This is a genomic window from Janthinobacterium goodfellowi, assembly GCF_051380695.1.
Classification (GTDB): Bacteria; Pseudomonadota; Gammaproteobacteria; order Burkholderiales; family Burkholderiaceae_D; genus Janthinobacterium.
Map to the genome: position 1 here is coordinate 433,988 of NZ_JBNYXN010000005.1, position 16,040 is coordinate 450,027.

At 63.7% G+C, this 16,040-nt stretch carries 15 protein-coding genes; 10 read left to right on the plus strand and 5 right to left on the minus strand.

Annotation, left to right across the window (positions count from 1 at the left end; all coding sequences use genetic code 11):
* The first annotated feature begins 100 nt into the window (after positions 1-100).
* Complete coding sequence (locus tag ACQ4WQ_RS20910; RefSeq protein ID WP_436499674.1) at positions 101-964, plus strand: hypothetical protein; 864 nt, start codon at positions 101-103, stop codon at positions 962-964.
* A 3-nt stretch (positions 965-967) separates the two neighbouring features.
* Here ACQ4WQ_RS20910 and ACQ4WQ_RS20915 read toward each other — a convergent pair whose 3' ends face one another.
* From ACQ4WQ_RS20915 to ACQ4WQ_RS20930, 4 genes are all read right to left on the minus strand, one after another.
* Positions 968-1,366, minus strand: a complete 399-nt coding sequence (locus tag ACQ4WQ_RS20915; RefSeq protein ID WP_436499676.1) for a bacteriohemerythrin — start codon at positions 1,364-1,366, stop codon at positions 968-970.
* A 298-nt stretch (positions 1,367-1,664) separates the two neighbouring features.
* Entirely contained in the window at positions 1,665-1,820 is a 156-nt protein-coding gene (locus ACQ4WQ_RS20920; protein WP_175445243.1) for a hypothetical protein, read from the minus strand.
* 140 nt (positions 1,821-1,960) lie between these two features.
* The gene (locus ACQ4WQ_RS20925; protein ID WP_070222074.1) at positions 1,961-2,146 is read right to left on the minus strand and encodes a hypothetical protein; all 186 of its coding nucleotides are present in this window, start codon (positions 2,144-2,146) and stop codon (positions 1,961-1,963) included.
* A 134-nt stretch (positions 2,147-2,280) separates the two neighbouring features.
* Complete coding sequence (locus ACQ4WQ_RS20930) at positions 2,281-4,815, minus strand: PepSY domain-containing protein (RefSeq protein ID WP_436499679.1); 2,535 nt, start codon at positions 4,813-4,815, stop codon at positions 2,281-2,283.
* A 535-nt stretch (positions 4,816-5,350) separates the two neighbouring features.
* Between ACQ4WQ_RS20930 and ACQ4WQ_RS20935 the strand changes: the two genes are divergently transcribed.
* The 4 genes from ACQ4WQ_RS20935 to ACQ4WQ_RS20950 all read left to right on the plus strand — a co-directional run bounded on the left by ACQ4WQ_RS20935 (position 5,351) and on the right by ACQ4WQ_RS20950 (position 11,260).
* Positions 5,351-7,702, plus strand: a complete 2,352-nt coding sequence (locus tag ACQ4WQ_RS20935) for a TonB-dependent receptor (RefSeq protein ID WP_436499681.1) — start codon at positions 5,351-5,353, stop codon at positions 7,700-7,702.
* Positions 7,703-7,865: 163 nt separating this feature from the next.
* Positions 7,866-8,966: a branched-chain amino acid aminotransferase gene (locus tag ACQ4WQ_RS20940; RefSeq protein ID WP_436499683.1), complete on the plus strand. Its 1,101-nt coding sequence runs from the start codon at positions 7,866-7,868 to the stop codon at positions 8,964-8,966.
* Positions 8,967-9,035: 69 nt separating this feature from the next.
* Positions 9,036-9,752, plus strand: coding sequence for a ribonuclease T2 family protein (locus tag ACQ4WQ_RS20945; RefSeq protein ID WP_436499685.1), 717 nt, complete (start codon positions 9,036-9,038; stop codon positions 9,750-9,752).
* Between the two features lie 95 nt (positions 9,753-9,847).
* On the plus strand, positions 9,848-11,260 hold the full coding sequence (locus ACQ4WQ_RS20950) for an MFS transporter (RefSeq protein WP_326457091.1): 1,413 nt from the start codon (positions 9,848-9,850) through the stop codon (positions 11,258-11,260).
* 4 nt (positions 11,261-11,264) lie between these two features.
* On the opposite strand, the gene ACQ4WQ_RS20955 is transcribed toward ACQ4WQ_RS20950, so the two are convergent.
* Positions 11,265-12,899: an acyl-CoA synthetase gene (locus ACQ4WQ_RS20955; protein ID WP_436499687.1), complete on the minus strand. Its 1,635-nt coding sequence runs from the start codon at positions 12,897-12,899 to the stop codon at positions 11,265-11,267.
* A gap of 115 nt (positions 12,900-13,014) precedes the next feature.
* On the opposite strand from ACQ4WQ_RS20955, the gene ACQ4WQ_RS20960 reads away from it, so the two are divergent.
* The 5 genes from ACQ4WQ_RS20960 (at position 13,015) to ACQ4WQ_RS20980 (ending at position 15,942) form a co-directional block, all read left to right on the plus strand.
* Positions 13,015-13,716 (plus strand): Crp/Fnr family transcriptional regulator, encoded by a 702-nt coding sequence (locus tag ACQ4WQ_RS20960; protein WP_436499689.1) that lies wholly within the window; start codon positions 13,015-13,017, stop codon positions 13,714-13,716.
* A gap of 62 nt (positions 13,717-13,778) precedes the next feature.
* Complete coding sequence (locus ACQ4WQ_RS20965; RefSeq protein WP_436499691.1) at positions 13,779-14,372, plus strand: helix-turn-helix domain-containing protein; 594 nt, start codon at positions 13,779-13,781, stop codon at positions 14,370-14,372.
* 36 nt (positions 14,373-14,408) lie between these two features.
* Positions 14,409-14,795: a DUF2946 domain-containing protein gene (locus ACQ4WQ_RS20970; RefSeq protein WP_326457087.1), complete on the plus strand. Its 387-nt coding sequence runs from the start codon at positions 14,409-14,411 to the stop codon at positions 14,793-14,795.
* Between the two features lie 62 nt (positions 14,796-14,857).
* Positions 14,858-15,454 carry an SCO family protein gene (locus ACQ4WQ_RS20975; protein WP_070291700.1) on the plus strand — a complete coding sequence of 199 codons (597 nt, stop codon included), beginning with the start codon at positions 14,858-14,860 and terminating at the stop codon, positions 15,452-15,454.
* A gap of 17 nt (positions 15,455-15,471) precedes the next feature.
* A complete protein-coding gene (locus ACQ4WQ_RS20980) occupies positions 15,472-15,942 on the plus strand; it encodes a copper chaperone PCu(A)C (protein ID WP_436499694.1) in 471 nt (156 codons plus the stop codon).
* Positions 15,943-16,040 lie beyond the last annotated feature (98 nt).

Below are 16,040 nucleotides of genomic sequence, written 5' to 3' on the forward strand. Positions count from 1 at the left end.
TGCAAACAGCGGAGTGCAGGCAGCCCAAGGGCGGCGCATCGTCCGGCCTTCTGCGATAATGCAGGCGCTGACAAAATATTTTCCTCATTGAAAGAAATGCATGCGTAAATGGATCGCTTGTGCCGGATGGTTGTGTGTCGTGTCGCTGGGCCAGGCCCAGGAACACGCGCCGCCGCCGGCTGTTCCCGCGCCGCTGCAGAGCGCCAGCGCGCCGCCCGCCGCCGTGTCGCCACCGCTTGTGCCGCCGCCCGCCGTGCCTGCTGCGCCCGTTGCGCCGGCGCCAGCGGCGAGCGCAGAGGAAGCCTTGCCCTCGCAAACGGTGACGATCACCGCCAGCAGCGACGCCAAGGCGCCGCGCGTGCGCTTCACGGCCTACCGCGAGAGTTATCTGACGGCACGGAAAGTGTGGCAAGTGTCGAGCGGCAGCGTGGTCATGGCCCTGCGCCTGATTCCTGCCAAGCTGAGCGCCACCATCGACGACGTGCGCGTGGCCTTGCAAGGCAATGGCGCCCCCGTGCCGATCAAGGTGTCGGCCGGCGGCGTGTTTGTCGTGCCGCTCAACGATGACATCGCCGCGCAGGATGGCACGTTCTTGGTGAACAAGGGCAGGGGCGAACTGACGGCCAATATCGTCCTTCAGCCATCCGTGGCGCGCGATGCCTGGAACGTCACGCGCGTGGGACAAGTCCTGCACGACGCCCGCCGCGCCGTGCGGGCCATCACGCCGTGGTACAAGCGGCCATTTGCCAGCGACGTGCAATCGCTGGCCTTTTGCGCGGCCGAGCGGGGCAGCGCCTTGCAATTGATGGATGGCGAACAGCTGATCGCCACCTTGCCCATGAACGAGGCGGCCGTCAACGACATCAACCAGCCCGTGTTTTGCAAGATTTTCGACGGCGAAGACAAATACCCGGGACACTACCGCGTGGTCATGCCCGAGCAGGCGACGGTGCTGTTGCTGTAGAACCTAGTTGGGCTGGCGCTGCACCAGTTCCAGCGCCGCCGCCAGGGCCAAGTCCATGGTGGCCTGGTGGAAGATCAGCCATTGCGGCAACAGCGACAGCGCATGGCGGCCCTGTTCCAGGTCGCCTTCATCGACGGCGGCCCAGGCATGGTGCAAGCCGCTGAGCACGCGCGCATGCTGTTCGCGGTGATTCGCCAGCGAGGGAAAGCCGATTTGTTCCATCAAATCCTCTTCTTCGCGGAAATCGCGTTCGACGGCCGCGATCAGATCGCGGAACGCCACGCTGAAATGCCGGTCGCTCAACTGCCCCAGCCGCGCCAGCTCCTGAAACAGCGCCTCATGCGCCTCGTCGATGGCGGGAACGCCCAGCGCCATCTCATCCTTCCAATGTGATTTACCCATGCCAATGCCCCCGGTGAAGTCCCTCGCGGCGCGAAGCGGACTGTTCCAGTGTGGACGCAGCGAAGGGCGAAATCCATGACCTGGATCAAAAATCTGGTGGAGGGGAGGAGGGAAACGAGACAAAAACAAACGAGCGAAGAGAACAATTCCCCACCCGCAACAATGCGGTTTTTAAAGATGAGCACCACTAGCGAGCGCCGCTGAAAAACGCCGCTGGCAAGGCGTCTTTGACGCAGACAGTACGCTAGTACGGCAAGTCAAAGCAACGCAGCCAGCGACGTTTTCTCAGCCGCGCGTCTTATTGCTTGGGCCAGTGGGCCCACATGCCCTGCGCATCGACATTCGGCACCTGCATCTGCTGCCCGGCCGACGTCTGCATCGCATCCCTCAGCACGAGGGGCACGAGCATCAGAGCCGACAAGGCAAGGCAGAGCAGCACTTTGAGCGTCAACATGGTCGTCTCCCGGTGTCCCGGCGGCGGCGCGGGGATGCGGCGCCTGCCGGTCACGTTCTATGTACTACCATGCTTGCAGTTTAGTTCATCTGATTGAAACTTCAACTAGTTGCTGTGACGCACTGCACCAGTTGCGCCTCTTATTTGGCCTTGCGGCTGCGCCGCGGCTTGCCTGCGGCGGGCAGGAAAGAGTCGAACCACACTTGCGTCAATTGCCGCGTATTTTTCGCCGCTTCGCGCTTGACGGCGGCCGTGGCATGGCCGCGCGCCGTGTTGGCGATGCGGTTGGCGGCGCTCAGGTACATGCTCATCCAGGGGTTTTTCATGGCTAGCCTCACAGACAGTGGTGGGGGACGGGCATGTTGCCATGCCGCGATGTCCCCACTGTAGTCCGATGGCTGGCGCTGACCGTGCGGCGGCCCACATAGCCGGGTGGCGCGGGAGGGCGGGCTGATGCAGATCAATACACGTCGCGGCGGTAGCGTCCGGCCGCCAGCAGGGCGTCGAGGCCGTCCTGTCCCAGCACTTCTTGCAGCACAGCATCGATTCCTGCCGCCATGCCTTGCAAGCTGCCGCACACGTAGACGATGGCGCCCTGCGCCAGCCAGCCGCGCAACTCGCCGGCGTTGGCGCGCAGGCGGTCCTGCACGTATTCGCGTTTGCCGCCCTCGTTGCCGTCGCGCGAAAAGACCAGGTCCAGGCGCGCCAGGTGGCCAGCGTCGAGCCAGCCTTGCAACTCTGCGCCGCAGATGCTGTCAAAAGCTTGCTGGCGCTCGCCGAACAGCAGCCAGTTGCGGGCCAGCCCCGCCCGGTGGCGCGCGCGCAGGTGCGCCCGCAGACCGGCCAGGCCGGAACCATTGCCGATATAAATGCAGGGTACGTCGGTCAGGGCGGGCGCGAAGGCGGGATTGGCTTGCAGGCGCAAACGGATGCCGGCGCCCAGCGGGGCGAAGCGCGTGAGCCAGCCGGAACAGAGGCCGTAGCCCTCGTTTTCCTCGCCCGCATGGCGTTCCTGGCGCACCAGCAATTGCAGTTCGCCATCGGACGGCAGCGACGCGAGCGAATAGCTGCGCGGCGCATGCCGGGCACTCTGCGCGTCGCCTTCGCTGCCGTCCGCGTTGCACCCGATGATTTCCGCCAGCGCGCCCGCTTCCCAGGCAGCATCGGCGGGACCCGTCAAGGTGATTTCATGCAGTTCGCCACCGAGGCTGCCCGGGTTCAGCAGCACGCGGCGCGCCAGGCGCCACTCGGCGTACGACGCTTCTTCCTGCACGCCGATGGCGTCGATGGCGCTGCCGCTGCAGCGGGCCAGCGCCTGCGACCAGGCGGCCAGGGCGGCGGGGTCGTGCTTGTCCACTTCGATCAGCGGAAATAAAGGCGTGGCGCCCAGCGCTTGCAATTGTTGCGCCAGCGCATGGCCGAAGCCGCAGAAGGCGCCGTAATGGCGGTCGCCGAGGGCCAGCATGCCGAATGCCAGGCCCGCCAGTTGCGTGCCCGATGTTTGCTGCAACAGGCGCGCGAAGCGGCGCGTGCCGTCCGGCGCCTCGCCTTCGCCAAAGGTGCTGGCGACGATCAGGGCCCGTTCGTACTGGCGCAATTGCGCGGGATCAAAGCGGTCCAGCGACTGCACGTCGACGGCCACGCCCGCCTGCTGCAAGGCGCGCGCGCTTTCCAGCGCCAGGCGTTCGGCCTGTCCGGACTGGCTGGCGTAGGCCACCAGGGTCGGTAAACCTGTGTCCGTCTTGCCCGGAATGCCAACCAGCAGCGCACGCTGCGCCTGCACGGCCCGCTTGGCCTTGCGGCGGCCCAGGTACAGCATCCAGCCCGTGATGGCGAACAGGGGCAGGCCCAGGCTGGCCAGGGTGACGATGATGCGGCCGGGCAAGCCAAAATACGTGCCCATGTGCAGTGGATAAATGATGTTGACGAGGCGCGAGCCCAGCGCCTGCTGGCTGTACGGCTCGTTCTGCGTGACCGTGCCGTCGGCCGGCGCAATGCTGATGCGGCTGCGCGCCCGCTCGTGCGGCGCATCGCTGGCCAGCCACGTGAATTGCACGGCTTCGCCGGGGCGCACGGGCAGGCGCACCGTAGCCAGGGTCCAGCCGGGGGCGTGCTGCTGGAAAACGCTCCAGGCCAGGCCGATGTCGGCGGCGGGCGCCGGCTCCTGCGGCGCGCCTTTCTTGCCGGGCGCCTGCGCCGTCCGGGGCGGCTTGCCGGCCCAGGCGTCGATATTGTCGCGCACTACGTCATAGCTCCAGTAAATGCCCGTCAGGGTCAGCGCCACATAGACGACAAGGCACCAGGTGCCAGCCACGGCGTGCAGATTCCACAAAAAGGAGCGGCCTTTTAATGCCGGGTCGAAGGTCAGCCACGTGCGCCAGTCCAGCGGGCGGCGGGGCCAGCGCAGGTACAGGCCGGACAGTGCGAGGCCCAGCAAACACAGGGCCAGCGCGCCCGCCACTTGCCGGCCCGGATCGCGGGGCAGCAGCAGCCAGCGGTGCAGCGATTCCGTCCACTCGAAAAATGCCGCGCCCGCCAGCGCCGGCTGGGTCGCGCCCGTGTACGGGTGGACATAAATGGACTCGCCGCGCCGCTGGCCATGCTTCGGCGCGAAAAACAGCCGGGGCGCCGCGCCCGCTTCGGCATACACGGTGATCGAGGCGACGCGCTGGCCGTGTTCTGCCGCGGCAGTGCTGGCGAGCTGGGCCGGAGCCAGCGGCGCGCGCGTTTCCACGGGCACATGGCGCACGCCCGGGTTCATGGCATCGAGTAGTTCATCCTTGAAGGCGAGGGTGGCGCCGCTCAGGCCGATGATCACCAGTACCGTGCCGGCCGTGATGCCGATGAACCAGTGCAATTGAAACCAGACCTGCTTCCAGCTCCAGCGCCAGCGCCGTTGTTGCGGCGCGGCGGCATGCTGGCGCTGCTGGCCGGTTTCCGGCGCATCGTCGGCGCTGGCGCGCGGCAGGAGGGATGGAAGGGATGAGGTCGTCATTGCGGCTTTCGATAGCGCTGCCATGCAGGGCATCAGGCATGGCAGGGAAGAAGGAAGGCTGACATATTAACGCAAACGAGAATCATTCGCAAATAATGACAAGCCCCCTGCGGCGGGAGAAATAGCCACGGGATTGAAAAATGCTCACATTGATAATTTACATCACAGTGAAATTATGTAAAAATAAAAATCATTCTCATTCGTACTTATGAACTCATCCTGAATTCCCGAACGTGCACTGCTGATACAGGCTGGCCCACTTGGCAAGCAAGTCGGGCAGCTGTGCGTTTCCCGTGTCCACCATCGACGCTGTCAGCGGCCTGTGCGCGAACCAGCATGACTGGCTGTCTCACCGGCGCAGGACACTTCCCACAGCAATGACCATATCGCGCTCCGCCCGGCTCGCCTTGGGTGCCCGCGCATGACGATGCTGTGGCAGTTTTACATTTGTAGTACCCAAGCAAGCATGGCCAGCCAGGCGCTACGGCGCATTCGCCAGCTATATTCAGCCCACTTGATAGATTGAAAGAGAACGATGACATTGAAACACACCGCAGGCGCCGCCAAGCCAGCCGCTGCCATCCGCAGCCGCAAGCACCAGATCGCCGCCGCGCCGCGCATGCATGGCACGGCCCTGGCCGCCTTCGCTACCCTGGCCATGCCGCTGGCGCTGCATGCGCAAACGGTGGACAAGCCGCAGCAGTTGCAGGAAGTCAAAGTCGTGGGCACGGCTGAGCGCCTGATCCAGGCGCCCGTCAAATCGGCCAACGACAAGCTGACGGCGCCGCTGCTCGACACGCCGAAATCCGTGACGGTGATTCCCGCCGAAATCATTTCGCAAACGGGCGCCGTCTCGCTGACGGACGCGCTGCGCACCGTGCCGGGCATTACCATCGGCGCCGGCGAAGGCGGCAACCCCGTGGGCGACAACCTGTTTATCCGCGGCTACAACGCGCAAACGGATACGTATATCGACGGCATCCGCGACACGGGTTCGCAATCGCGTGAAATCTTTGCGCTGGAACAAATCGAAGTCGTCAAAGGCCCGAACTCGGCCTACGGCGGGCGCTCGTCCGCGGGCGGCGGCGTCAACCTGATCAGCAAGACGCCGAAGGTCGACGATTTCACGAATGCAACGGTCGGCCTGGGCAGCGCCAAGTACCGCCGCGCCACCTTGGATGCGAATCGCGTCGTCAGCGACGACGTGGCCGTGCGCGTCAACGTGATGGCGCATGACGCCCACGTGGCCGGCCGCGATTACATCAACGGCGACCGCTGGGGCATCGCGCCATCCGTCACCTTCGGCCTGAAGTCGGCCACGCAGGCGACCCTCAGTTACTACCACATGCAGTCGAGCGAATTGCCGGACACCGGCTTGCCGTTCAATAACCCGTTCTCCTCGGGCACCAATGTGTCGAAAAACGGCAACGGCACGCCCGTCAACGTGCCGCGCGAGACTTTCTATGGCCTGGTGAACCGCGACTTCCGCGACACGCAGAGCGATATCGGCACCATCGACGTGCGCCACGATTTCGGCAACAAATTGGTCTTGCGCAACGTGACGCGCTACGGCAAGACCAGCAACGACTACGTGTGGACCCAGCCCGACGATTCGAAGGGCAATACCATGCTGTACGGCACCGTCTGGCGCCGCGCCAATACGCGCACGACCGATACGGACGCGCTGGCCAACGCCACCAGCCTGGGCGGCGAATGGCTGGCCGGCGGCGTCAAGCACACGTACACGCTGGGCCTGGAAATCAGCCGCGAAGAAACGGACCGCAGCTCCTACCTGTTCAACCCGGGGACGAACAATCCGCTGGAAAAGGTCGGCTCCAGCTGCCCGACCTCTGGCGCGGCCACCCTGTACAACTGCGCACCGTTGCTCAATCCGAACGCCAACGACCCGTGGGTCTACACGCGCTCGGTGTCGCCGGCCCGCACGAATATCGTCACCAACACGCGTTCCGTGTACGGTTTCGACACCATCGAGTTCACGCCGCAATGGCTGCTGAACGTGGGCATCCGCTGGGATGACTACAAGAGCGCGCTGAACACGCCGCAATACACGCTCGACGGCAAGACCACGGCCGCCGTCAGCGCCAATGTGCACGCCACGTTCGCCAGCTACCAGGCGGGCCTGGTGTACAAGCCATCGAGCAACAGCAGCGTGTATGTGTCCTACGGCACCTCGTCCACGCCACCGGGCAATGATGGCGGCGACGGTATCGACGGCCTGTCGGTGGCGATCCAGAACCTGAAACCGCAAGAAAGCAAGAGCTTCGAGCTGGGCACGAAATGGGAAGTGCTGCCGGGCGGCCGTTTGTCCGTGAGCGGCGCCTACTTCCAGAGCGACATGAGCAATGCACGCGTGACGGCGCCGGACGGCAGCACGCAAAACGTGGGCGACAAGCAAGTCAAGGGTATCGAACTGGGCGTGAGCGGCAACATCACCCGCGAATGGTCGATCTTCGGCGGCTACACGCATTTAAACGCCATCCTGGAAAACAATGGCTACGTGACGAACGGCGTCATCAATGGCGTAACGCAATACGCGCCGTCGCCGTACAACGGCAACCAGTTCCCGACGACGCCGAAAAACAGCGCCTCGCTGTGGACGTCTTACCTAGTCACGCCTGCCATCACGGTGGGCGGCGGCGTGAACTACGTCGACAAGGTCTATGCGAACGTGGCCAACAACAAGTACGCCCCGGCCTACACGCGCTTCGACGCCATGGCCAGCTATGTTGTCAGCCGCAACGTGACCTTGCAGCTGAACATCCAGAATCTGACGAACAAGCTGTACTTCGACAAGGTTTCTTCGCCGCACTACACCGGCGTGGCGCCGGGCCGCTCGGCCACCCTGACGGCCAACATGAAGTTCTGATGCAGTGATTTTGCTGTAATGCAAAAGCGCCGTTTCCATCGCAAGGTGGACGGCGCTTTTTTTTCAGCCGGATGGACACGGGGCGGGGCGCAGTCCCGGCCATCCTCGTTTGCCTGATTAGGCGCTACAATAGGGATACTGTTCACTAGTTCCCATTGCTGCCATGACCACTTCCACACCGAATCTCGTCGTCACCCCATCCGCCCACCCCTTGTCCGATGCCGAGCGCGCCGCGCGCATGGTCAATCCCGCGTTTGGCCGCATCTTCACCGACCACATGGTGGTGATTCCTTACCGCGACGGCAAGTGGCAGCAGGGCGAACTGAAGGCCTACGGCCCGCTGATGCTGGACCCGTCCGCTTCATCGCTGCACTACGGCCAGGCCATCTTCGAAGGTTATAAAGCATTTGCCCAGCCCGATGGCAGCATCAAGACTTTCCGCCCGGAACAAAATGCCGAGCGCTTCAACCGCAGCGCCGCGCGCCTGGCCATGCCGGCCATCCCCGTCGAGCTGTTCCTGGAAGCGGGCGATGCGCTCATTTCCCAGGATCGCAACTGGGTGCCGAAGAACACGGGCGAGAGCCTGTACATGCGTCCGCTGATGATCGCCACCGACCCTTACCTGGGCGTGCGCCCCTCGGAGGAATACCTGTTCGTGCTGTTCGCCTCGCCAGCCGGCGCCTACTTCCCGAAAGGCGTGAAACCCGTCACCGTGTGGATCAGCGAAGACTTCGTGCGCGCCGCGCCGGGCGGCACGGGCGAAGCCAAGTGCGCGGGCAATTACGCGGCCAGCCTGATGGCCCAGTCGCAAGCGCAAGAGAAGGGCTGTGACCAGGTGGTCTGGCTCGACGCCGTGCACCGCGAGTACATCGAGGAAATGGGCGGCATGAATTTGTTCTTCGTGTATAAAGATGGCGAAAAGGTCACCGTGGTGACGCCGGAACTGACGGGCACCTTGCTGCCAGGCATTACCCGCCGCAGCCTGCTGGAAATGGCGAAAGACCTCGGCTATGCGACGGAAGAGCGTAAATTGTCCGTCCAGCAATGGCGCGACGACATCGCCTCGGGCCGCATGACCGAAGTGTTCGCCTGCGGCACGGCCGCCGTCATCACGCCGGTCGGCGTGGCCAAGGCCAATGGCTTTGAAATGACCATCAACAACAATGAAAACGGCGCCGTCACCCTGGCCCTGCGCGAAGCGCTGCTGGGCTTGCAGCATGGCACGGCTCCTGATACGCACGGCTGGATGCACAAGGTTTGCTAATCAGCTTGCTTGATTGATACCGCGCCGGCACTCAGTTGCCGGCGTTTTATATTCTGAAAGGGAAACCCGATGCAATTGAGAACTGTCTTGCCGGCGCTGGCCGCCGTATTCCTCAGCCTGTCCACTGGCGCCGTCCATGCGGCCGACGCCACCTGCGCCATTCCGCGCAACGTCAGCTATGTCGATTACGACGTCAAGCCGTCGGATGAGAAAAACACCTGTTACAAGCAAAGCACGAACGTGCCCACCGATTACTTCATGCTGGCGCTGTCGTGGTCGCCAGGCTTTTGCGACAGCCAGCGCCGCCGCGGCGAAGTGTCGAAGAAGGCCGCCTTCCAGTGCGCCGAGAGCAACCACTTCGGCTGGATCGTGCATGGTTTGTGGGCGCAGTCGAATAACCCGGGCACGTGCGAAGACATTTCCGTGACGCCGCCGCGCAAGACGGAGATGCATCCGCGTTACTGCAAGGGCAATCTGCCGAAGCTGGCGCCGTCGGAAATTTTGCCGTATATGTGCATGCAGCCCGGCGAAGCCTTGCTGCAGGGCGAATGGGAAAAGCATGGAGCCTGCGATTTCGATACGGCCAAGCAGTATTTCGAGAAAGAACGCGAACTATTCCAGGCCTTGAAGTTGCCGGATTCCAGCATGCCCAAGAATGAGTTGTTCCAGTGGATGAAGCAGCACAACCCGCAGCTGAAAGGCCGCTGGCTCGGCTATGAAAAGCACTCGGGCGAGTTGCGCATCTGTTATTCGAAAGATTTTAAAGTGATCGACTGCCAGAAGTGATGGGCGTTGCCTGCCCGGCAAAGTCCGTCCATCCATGCTAGTGTCTTGGCTGCGGCACCGTATGCCGCCCCGGACGGGCTAGACGAACAGGCAACATGATGAAGCAGAAAAACAAGGCACAGCCTTTCCTCGTGGGCGAGGACGGCTTGCCGCCCGGCGCCCGTTTATGGGCCATGCTGGCGCTGGCCATCGGCGTGGGCATGGCCTCGCTCGATACGGCGATCGCCAACACGGCCTTGCCGGCCATCGCCAGCGAGCTGCACACGACACCGGCCGCCTCGGTCTGGATCGTGAATGTCTATCAACTGGCCATGGTGGCGACCTTGCTGCCGTTTTCCGCCCTCGGTGAAATCGCCGGCTACCGGCGGGTGTTTATCTCCGGCATGTTCCTGTTTACTTTGGCGTCGCTCGCCTGCGCGCTGGCGTGGTCCTTGCCCTCGCTGGTGGTGGCGCGCCTGTTCCAGGGTGTCGGCGCCAGCGCCATGATGAGCGTCAATACGGCGCTGCTGCGCGCCCTGTACCCCAAACATTTGCTGGGCCGCGCGTTCGGCAACAATGCGCTGGTGGTGGCCGTCGCGTTCGCCATCGGGCCGACGGCCGCCTCGCTGATCCTGGCGACGGCGTCGTGGCCGTGGCTGTTCGCCATCAATGTGCCGCTGGGCGTGGCCGGCTTTTTCCTTGCCAGCCGCATGCTGCCGGCGACTAAACTCTCTGGCCACACGCTTGATGCGCGCACGGCCCTGTACAACGTGGGCGCCTTCGGCTTGCTCATCTTGCTGTTCGGCGACGCGGCCCATCACGCGGCCGTCTCGACCTTGCTGCCGGAACTGGTGGCCGTGGTGGTCTTTTTTATGTTGCTGCTGCGCCGACAGGCCGGGCATGCGGCGCCGATGCTGCCCATCGACCTGTTCCGCCGCCCGCTGTTCTTGCTGTCGTCGCTGACGGCCATCTGCACGTTTGCCGCGCAGGGACTGGCGTTTGTCTCGCTGCCATTCTATTTTGAAGTGACCCTGGGCCGCTCTCCCGTCGAGACGGGATTTTTGATGACGCCCTGGGCCGTGCTGGTGGCCGTGATGGCGCCCGTGGCGGGGCGCCTGAGCGACCGGTACTCGCCAGGCGTGCTGGGCGGCATCGGCCTGGCGGCGCTGGCCGGCGGCTTGCTGACACTGGTGTGGATACCGGCGCACCCGAGCGCGTTTGACATCGGCTGGCGCATGGCCTTGTGCGGCATCGGCTTCGGCTTTTTCCAGGCGCCCAATCTGAAAGCCATCATGGGCAGCGCGCCGCCCGAGCGGGCCGGCGGCGCCAGCGGCGTGGTGGCCACCTCGCGTTTGATCGGCCAGGCGACGGGCGCGGCGCTGGTCGCGTATTGTTTTACTGTTTCCGCCAGCCGGGGCACGACGTATGCGCTGTGCCTGGCGGCAGGATTTGCCGCCGTGGCCAGCATTGCCAGCTTCTCGCGCCTGGTGGTGGCGCAGCCGGCGTGGCTGGCCGGCAAGGACAATTAAGCGTCTAGACGTCGATGGCCTTGTCCGACTGCATGCGCTTGCGCAATTCGAACTTCTGGATCTTGCCCGTCGACGTGCGGGGCAGGGGACCGAAATAGATGGCTTTCGGCACCTTGAAGCCCGCCAGGTTGTTCTTGCAGAAGGCGATCAATTCCGCTTCCGTCACCGTCGCCCCTTCGCGCAATTCGACAAACGCGCACGGCGTCTCGCCCCACTTCTCGTCGGGCTGGGCGATGACGGCGGCGGCCAGCACTTGCGGGTGATGGTACAAGGCATCTTCCACTTCCACGCTGGAAATGTTCTCGCCGCCCGAGATGATGATGTCCTTGCTGCGGTCCTTCAGCTTGATATAGCCGTCCGGATACATGACACCGAGGTCGCCCGTGTGGAACCAGCCGCCCGCGAACGCTTCCTGCGTCGCCTTTTCATTTTTTAAGTAACCTTTCATGCAGATGTTGCCACGGAACATGATCTCGCCGATCTGTTCGCCATCGGCCGCCACGGGCTCCATGGTTTCCGGATCCAGCACGGCCACGGCGCTTTGCAAGTGGTAGCGCACGCCCTGGCGCGATTTGAGTACGGCGCGTTCTTCCTGCGACAGGGCCGCCCACTCGTCCTGCTCGGCGCAGATGGCGGCCGGGCCGTAGACTTCCGTCAAACCATACGAGTGGATCAAGTCAAAACCCATGGCTTCGATCTTCGCCACCATGGCCGCCGGGGGCGGCGCGCCGGCCACCATGCCGCGCACGGTCCAGTCGATGCCGTCGCGCCAGTTGGCGGGCGCGTTGGCCAGCGCCGCATGCACGATGGGCGCGGCGCAATAGTGGGTGATGCGCAATTCGCGCATCAGGTCGAATACGAGCTTCGGCTCGAACTTGCGCAGGCACACATTGACGCCGGCGCGCGCGGCCACGGTCCACGGGAAGCACCAGCCATTGCAGTGGAACATCGGCAAGGTCCACAGGTAGACGGCGTGCTTGGGCATGTCCCACTCTAATATGTTCGACAGGGCATTCAATGCCGCGCCGCGGTGGTGGTAGACCACGCCTTTCGGGTCGCCCGTGGTGCCGGACGTGTAGTTGAGGGCGATGGCATCCCATTCGTCCGCCGGCGGCTGCCAGTCGTAATCAGGGTCGCCGCTGGCCAGCAAGGCTTCGTAGTCGAGGTCGGAAAACGCATCCACTTCCGGTCCCAGCACGTCGTTGACCTGGATCACGCGCAAGCCGGGAATCTGCGCTGCCATCTGGCGCGCCAGCTCGGCAAATTCCGTGTCGGCCAGCAAAACTTTCGCCTGGCCGTGGCGCAGCATGAAGGTCAGCGAGGCCAGGTCGAGGCGGATATTCAGCGCGTTGAGGACGGCGCCGGCCATGGGTACGCCAAAGCTCGCTTCCACCATGGCGGGCGTGTTCGGCAGCATCACGGCGACCGTATCGCCCGTGCCCACGCCCAGCTTGATGAGGCCGGAAGCGAGGCGGCGCGTGCGCGCATACGTTTCGCGCCACGTCTGGCGCAGGCTGCCATGTGCAATTGCCAGGCGATTGCCATATACTGCGGCTGCCCTGGCGATATAGTCGAGCGGGGTGAGGGCGGCGTAGTTGGCGCTGTTTTTGCCGAGGCCGGTATTGAAATCAGCAGTCATGCTTGTCTCCTGTTAAATAAAAGTCTGCAGCTCCCTGTTTCGGGATTGATAGGGGTTAGCATAGCACCGGTGCGATAAAATCACTGTCATCTTAGTGACAGGTCTGGAAGGTGGAATGGACAGCAACGACAGCGTGATCAGTGCAGTACCCGAACTCGACAGCCATGACTGGTTCGCGGCCCTCGACGCGCGGCACCAGGCCCTGTTGCGTGCCGGCAGCGTGATCAAGCATTACGAGGCGGGCGCTTTCATCACGCGGCGCGGTGAACCGTCGGCGCACTGGATCGGCGTGCACGCGGGCTTGATCAAGCTGGCCGTCTACAATGCCGACGGGCGCGGCGCCACGTTTTCCGGCGTGCCGGCCGGCGGCTGGTGCGGCGAGGGCAGCGTGCTCAAGCGCGAACTGCGCCGTTACGACGTGGTGGCCGTGCGCGCCGCCGACATCATCCTCGTGCCGGTGGACCTGTTTCATTTGCTGCTGGCCGAGAGCCTTTCCTTCAATGCCTTCGTCATCCGCCAGCTGAACGAGCGCATGGGGCAATTCATCGCCACCATCCAGAACCAGCGCCTGCTGGCCGTCGACGCGCAGGTGGCGCAAGCGATCGCGCAGCTGTTCCACCCCATGTTATATCCGCGCACCTCACGCGTGCTTGAGCTGTCGCAGGAAGAAATCGGCATGCTGACCGGCATTTCCCGCCAGCGCGTGAACCAGGCGCTGGGCCATCTGGCCGAGCTGAACCTGATCAGCATCGCCTACCAGTCGATCCGCGTCGTCGATCTCGATGGCTTGCGCCGTTATGGCGTAGCGTCGTTGTGATGACAGACTGCTTGCGCGATGTGTGGCATGCTGGCGGCTCGTTCACCACCTTGACCTGACGCATGGCACTCGTTTCCGACCATCCCTTGCACTTGCTGGGCTTGCGCTTTCCGCTCAGGCTGCGCGTCACCGTGCGCCAGGGTTACGTGACCTTGCATAATGAAATCGCCACCAAGAAGCTGGCCAGCGGCGACAGCTTCGTCGTGCCCGCCTTCTTGCGCTTTGCCTGCGACGTGATGCCGGGGCGGGGCAAGCCTGCCGTGTTCACCTTGGCGCTGGAAGGCGATGAACCCGATGGCGGCCACGGCGGCGGCAAGCGCTGGAGCCAGGCGCTGGCGCATCACATCTTTGATACGCCGCAAGGCAAATGGACGGCGGCCCGGCTGGCTACCCTGTGGCAAGTGACGCCGCACAAGGCGCGTGCCCGCCTGTTCGCCGAAGGCGAGGCATTGCTCAGCCTGGTGCGCGAACAGCGTCTGGCGCACGCGCTGCATACGGCGGCGCAAGCGGACGCCGATGGGGACGACGGCGAGCGCGACCTGGCGCAGGTGGCGGCCGGTTCCGGCTTTGCCTCGATCCCCGCGTTTTGCGACGCCTGCGTGGACGTGGCCGGTGTGCGCCCCAGCCTGTTCCTGCGGGGCCAGGCGCCCGGATAGCCAGACTCCGTTATAATCGGGGCCATGGGATCTTTATTGAAACGCAAACAGTGGCATATGTGGTTCGCCTGCCTGGCGATACTGCTCAATGCGCTGTCGCCGTCCCTGTCGTATGCGTTTGCCTCGCTGCATGCGAACGCGAACAATGCCGCCGTCGAAATCTGCTCGGCCAGCGGCGCCGTCTACACGCAGGCGGACCTGGCGCCAGCCGCCAGATCCACCACCGATTCCGTGCTGCATCACATCGAGCATTGCCCGTTCTGCATGAGCCATGCGGGCAGCGTGGGTTTGCCGCCGTCCTCATCCTCGCCGCTGGCCGTCATCACGGGCCACGACCACTATCCTCCATTGTTTTACCAGGCACCCAAAGCGCCGTTCGCATGGCTGGCCGCCAGCCCGCGCGGCCCGCCTTTGGCTGCCTGAACGCAGCACGCACGCCTTCCACGTCTTAACCGTCTCCACTACGCCCATCGGGCCAGAATGCCATGAAACGTCGTCTTTTCCTTCTCGCCGGCACGGCGGGATTGCTCACGCTTGCCGCTTGCGAACAAGCGCCGAAACCCCATTACAACGGCCTCGACCTGACGGGAGGCGATTACAAGCCCGACTTCAAGTTGAGCGGCCCCGACGGCAAGGTCTACACCCTGGCCGACTTCAAGGGCAAGTATGTGATGGTCTTCTTTGGCTTCACGCAATGCCCGGACGTCTGTCCGACAGCCCTGTCGCGCGCGCTGGAAATCCGCCAGAAACTGGGCGCCGATGGGGATAAACTGCAAGTGATCTTCATCAGCATCGATCCCGAGCGCGATACGCCCGAGTTGCTGGGCGAATACATGCGCGCCTTCGATCCCAGTTTCCTGGGCTTGCGCACGGACCCTAAGGACACGGCGCAGACGGCCTTCAACTACAAGGTCTTCTACCGTCGCGTGCCGAGCGGCAGTTCGTACACGATGGATCACACGGCCATCAGCTATGTGCTCGACACCGAGGGGCGCATGCGTCTGGGCTTGAAGCACCAGTTGACGGGCGATGAGTGCGTGCAGGACATCAAGACCCTGATGAAATCGAAATACACCTTATAACTACCGAGGAAATGATCATGACCCATCTGAAAACCCTGCTGGCCACGGCCCTGACCGTGCTGTCCTTCTCCGCCGCTGCCCAGACTTCCGTGCAGATCACCGACCCGTGGGTGCGCGCCACCGTGCCCCAGCAAAAAGCCACGGGCGCCTTCATGCAGATCACGGCGCCGAAAGCCATGCGTTTGCTGGAAGTGCGCTCGCCCGTGGCGGGCGTGGCGGAAATCCATGAAATGAGCATGGCGGACAATATGATGCGCATGCGCCAGGTCAAGGAAATCGCCTTGCCAGCCGGCAAAGCCGTCGAACTGAAGCCGGGCGGCTACCACGTCATGCTGCTGGACCTGAAAGGGCAGGTGAAGGCGGGCGACAAGATCCCGCTGACCCTGGTGCTGGAAGGCGAGGACAAGCACCGCGAAACCATCGAAGTGACCGCCGTGGCCCGTCCGCTGGGCGCCAGCTCGGCCCCGATGCCGGCGATGAAACACTAAGCCTGCCGCTGTACCCTTGAAAAGCCCGGTACGCCGGGCTTTTTTGCGTCCGTTTGAAAGTTAAACAGCTGTTTGATACAATGCCGGATAATATTAAA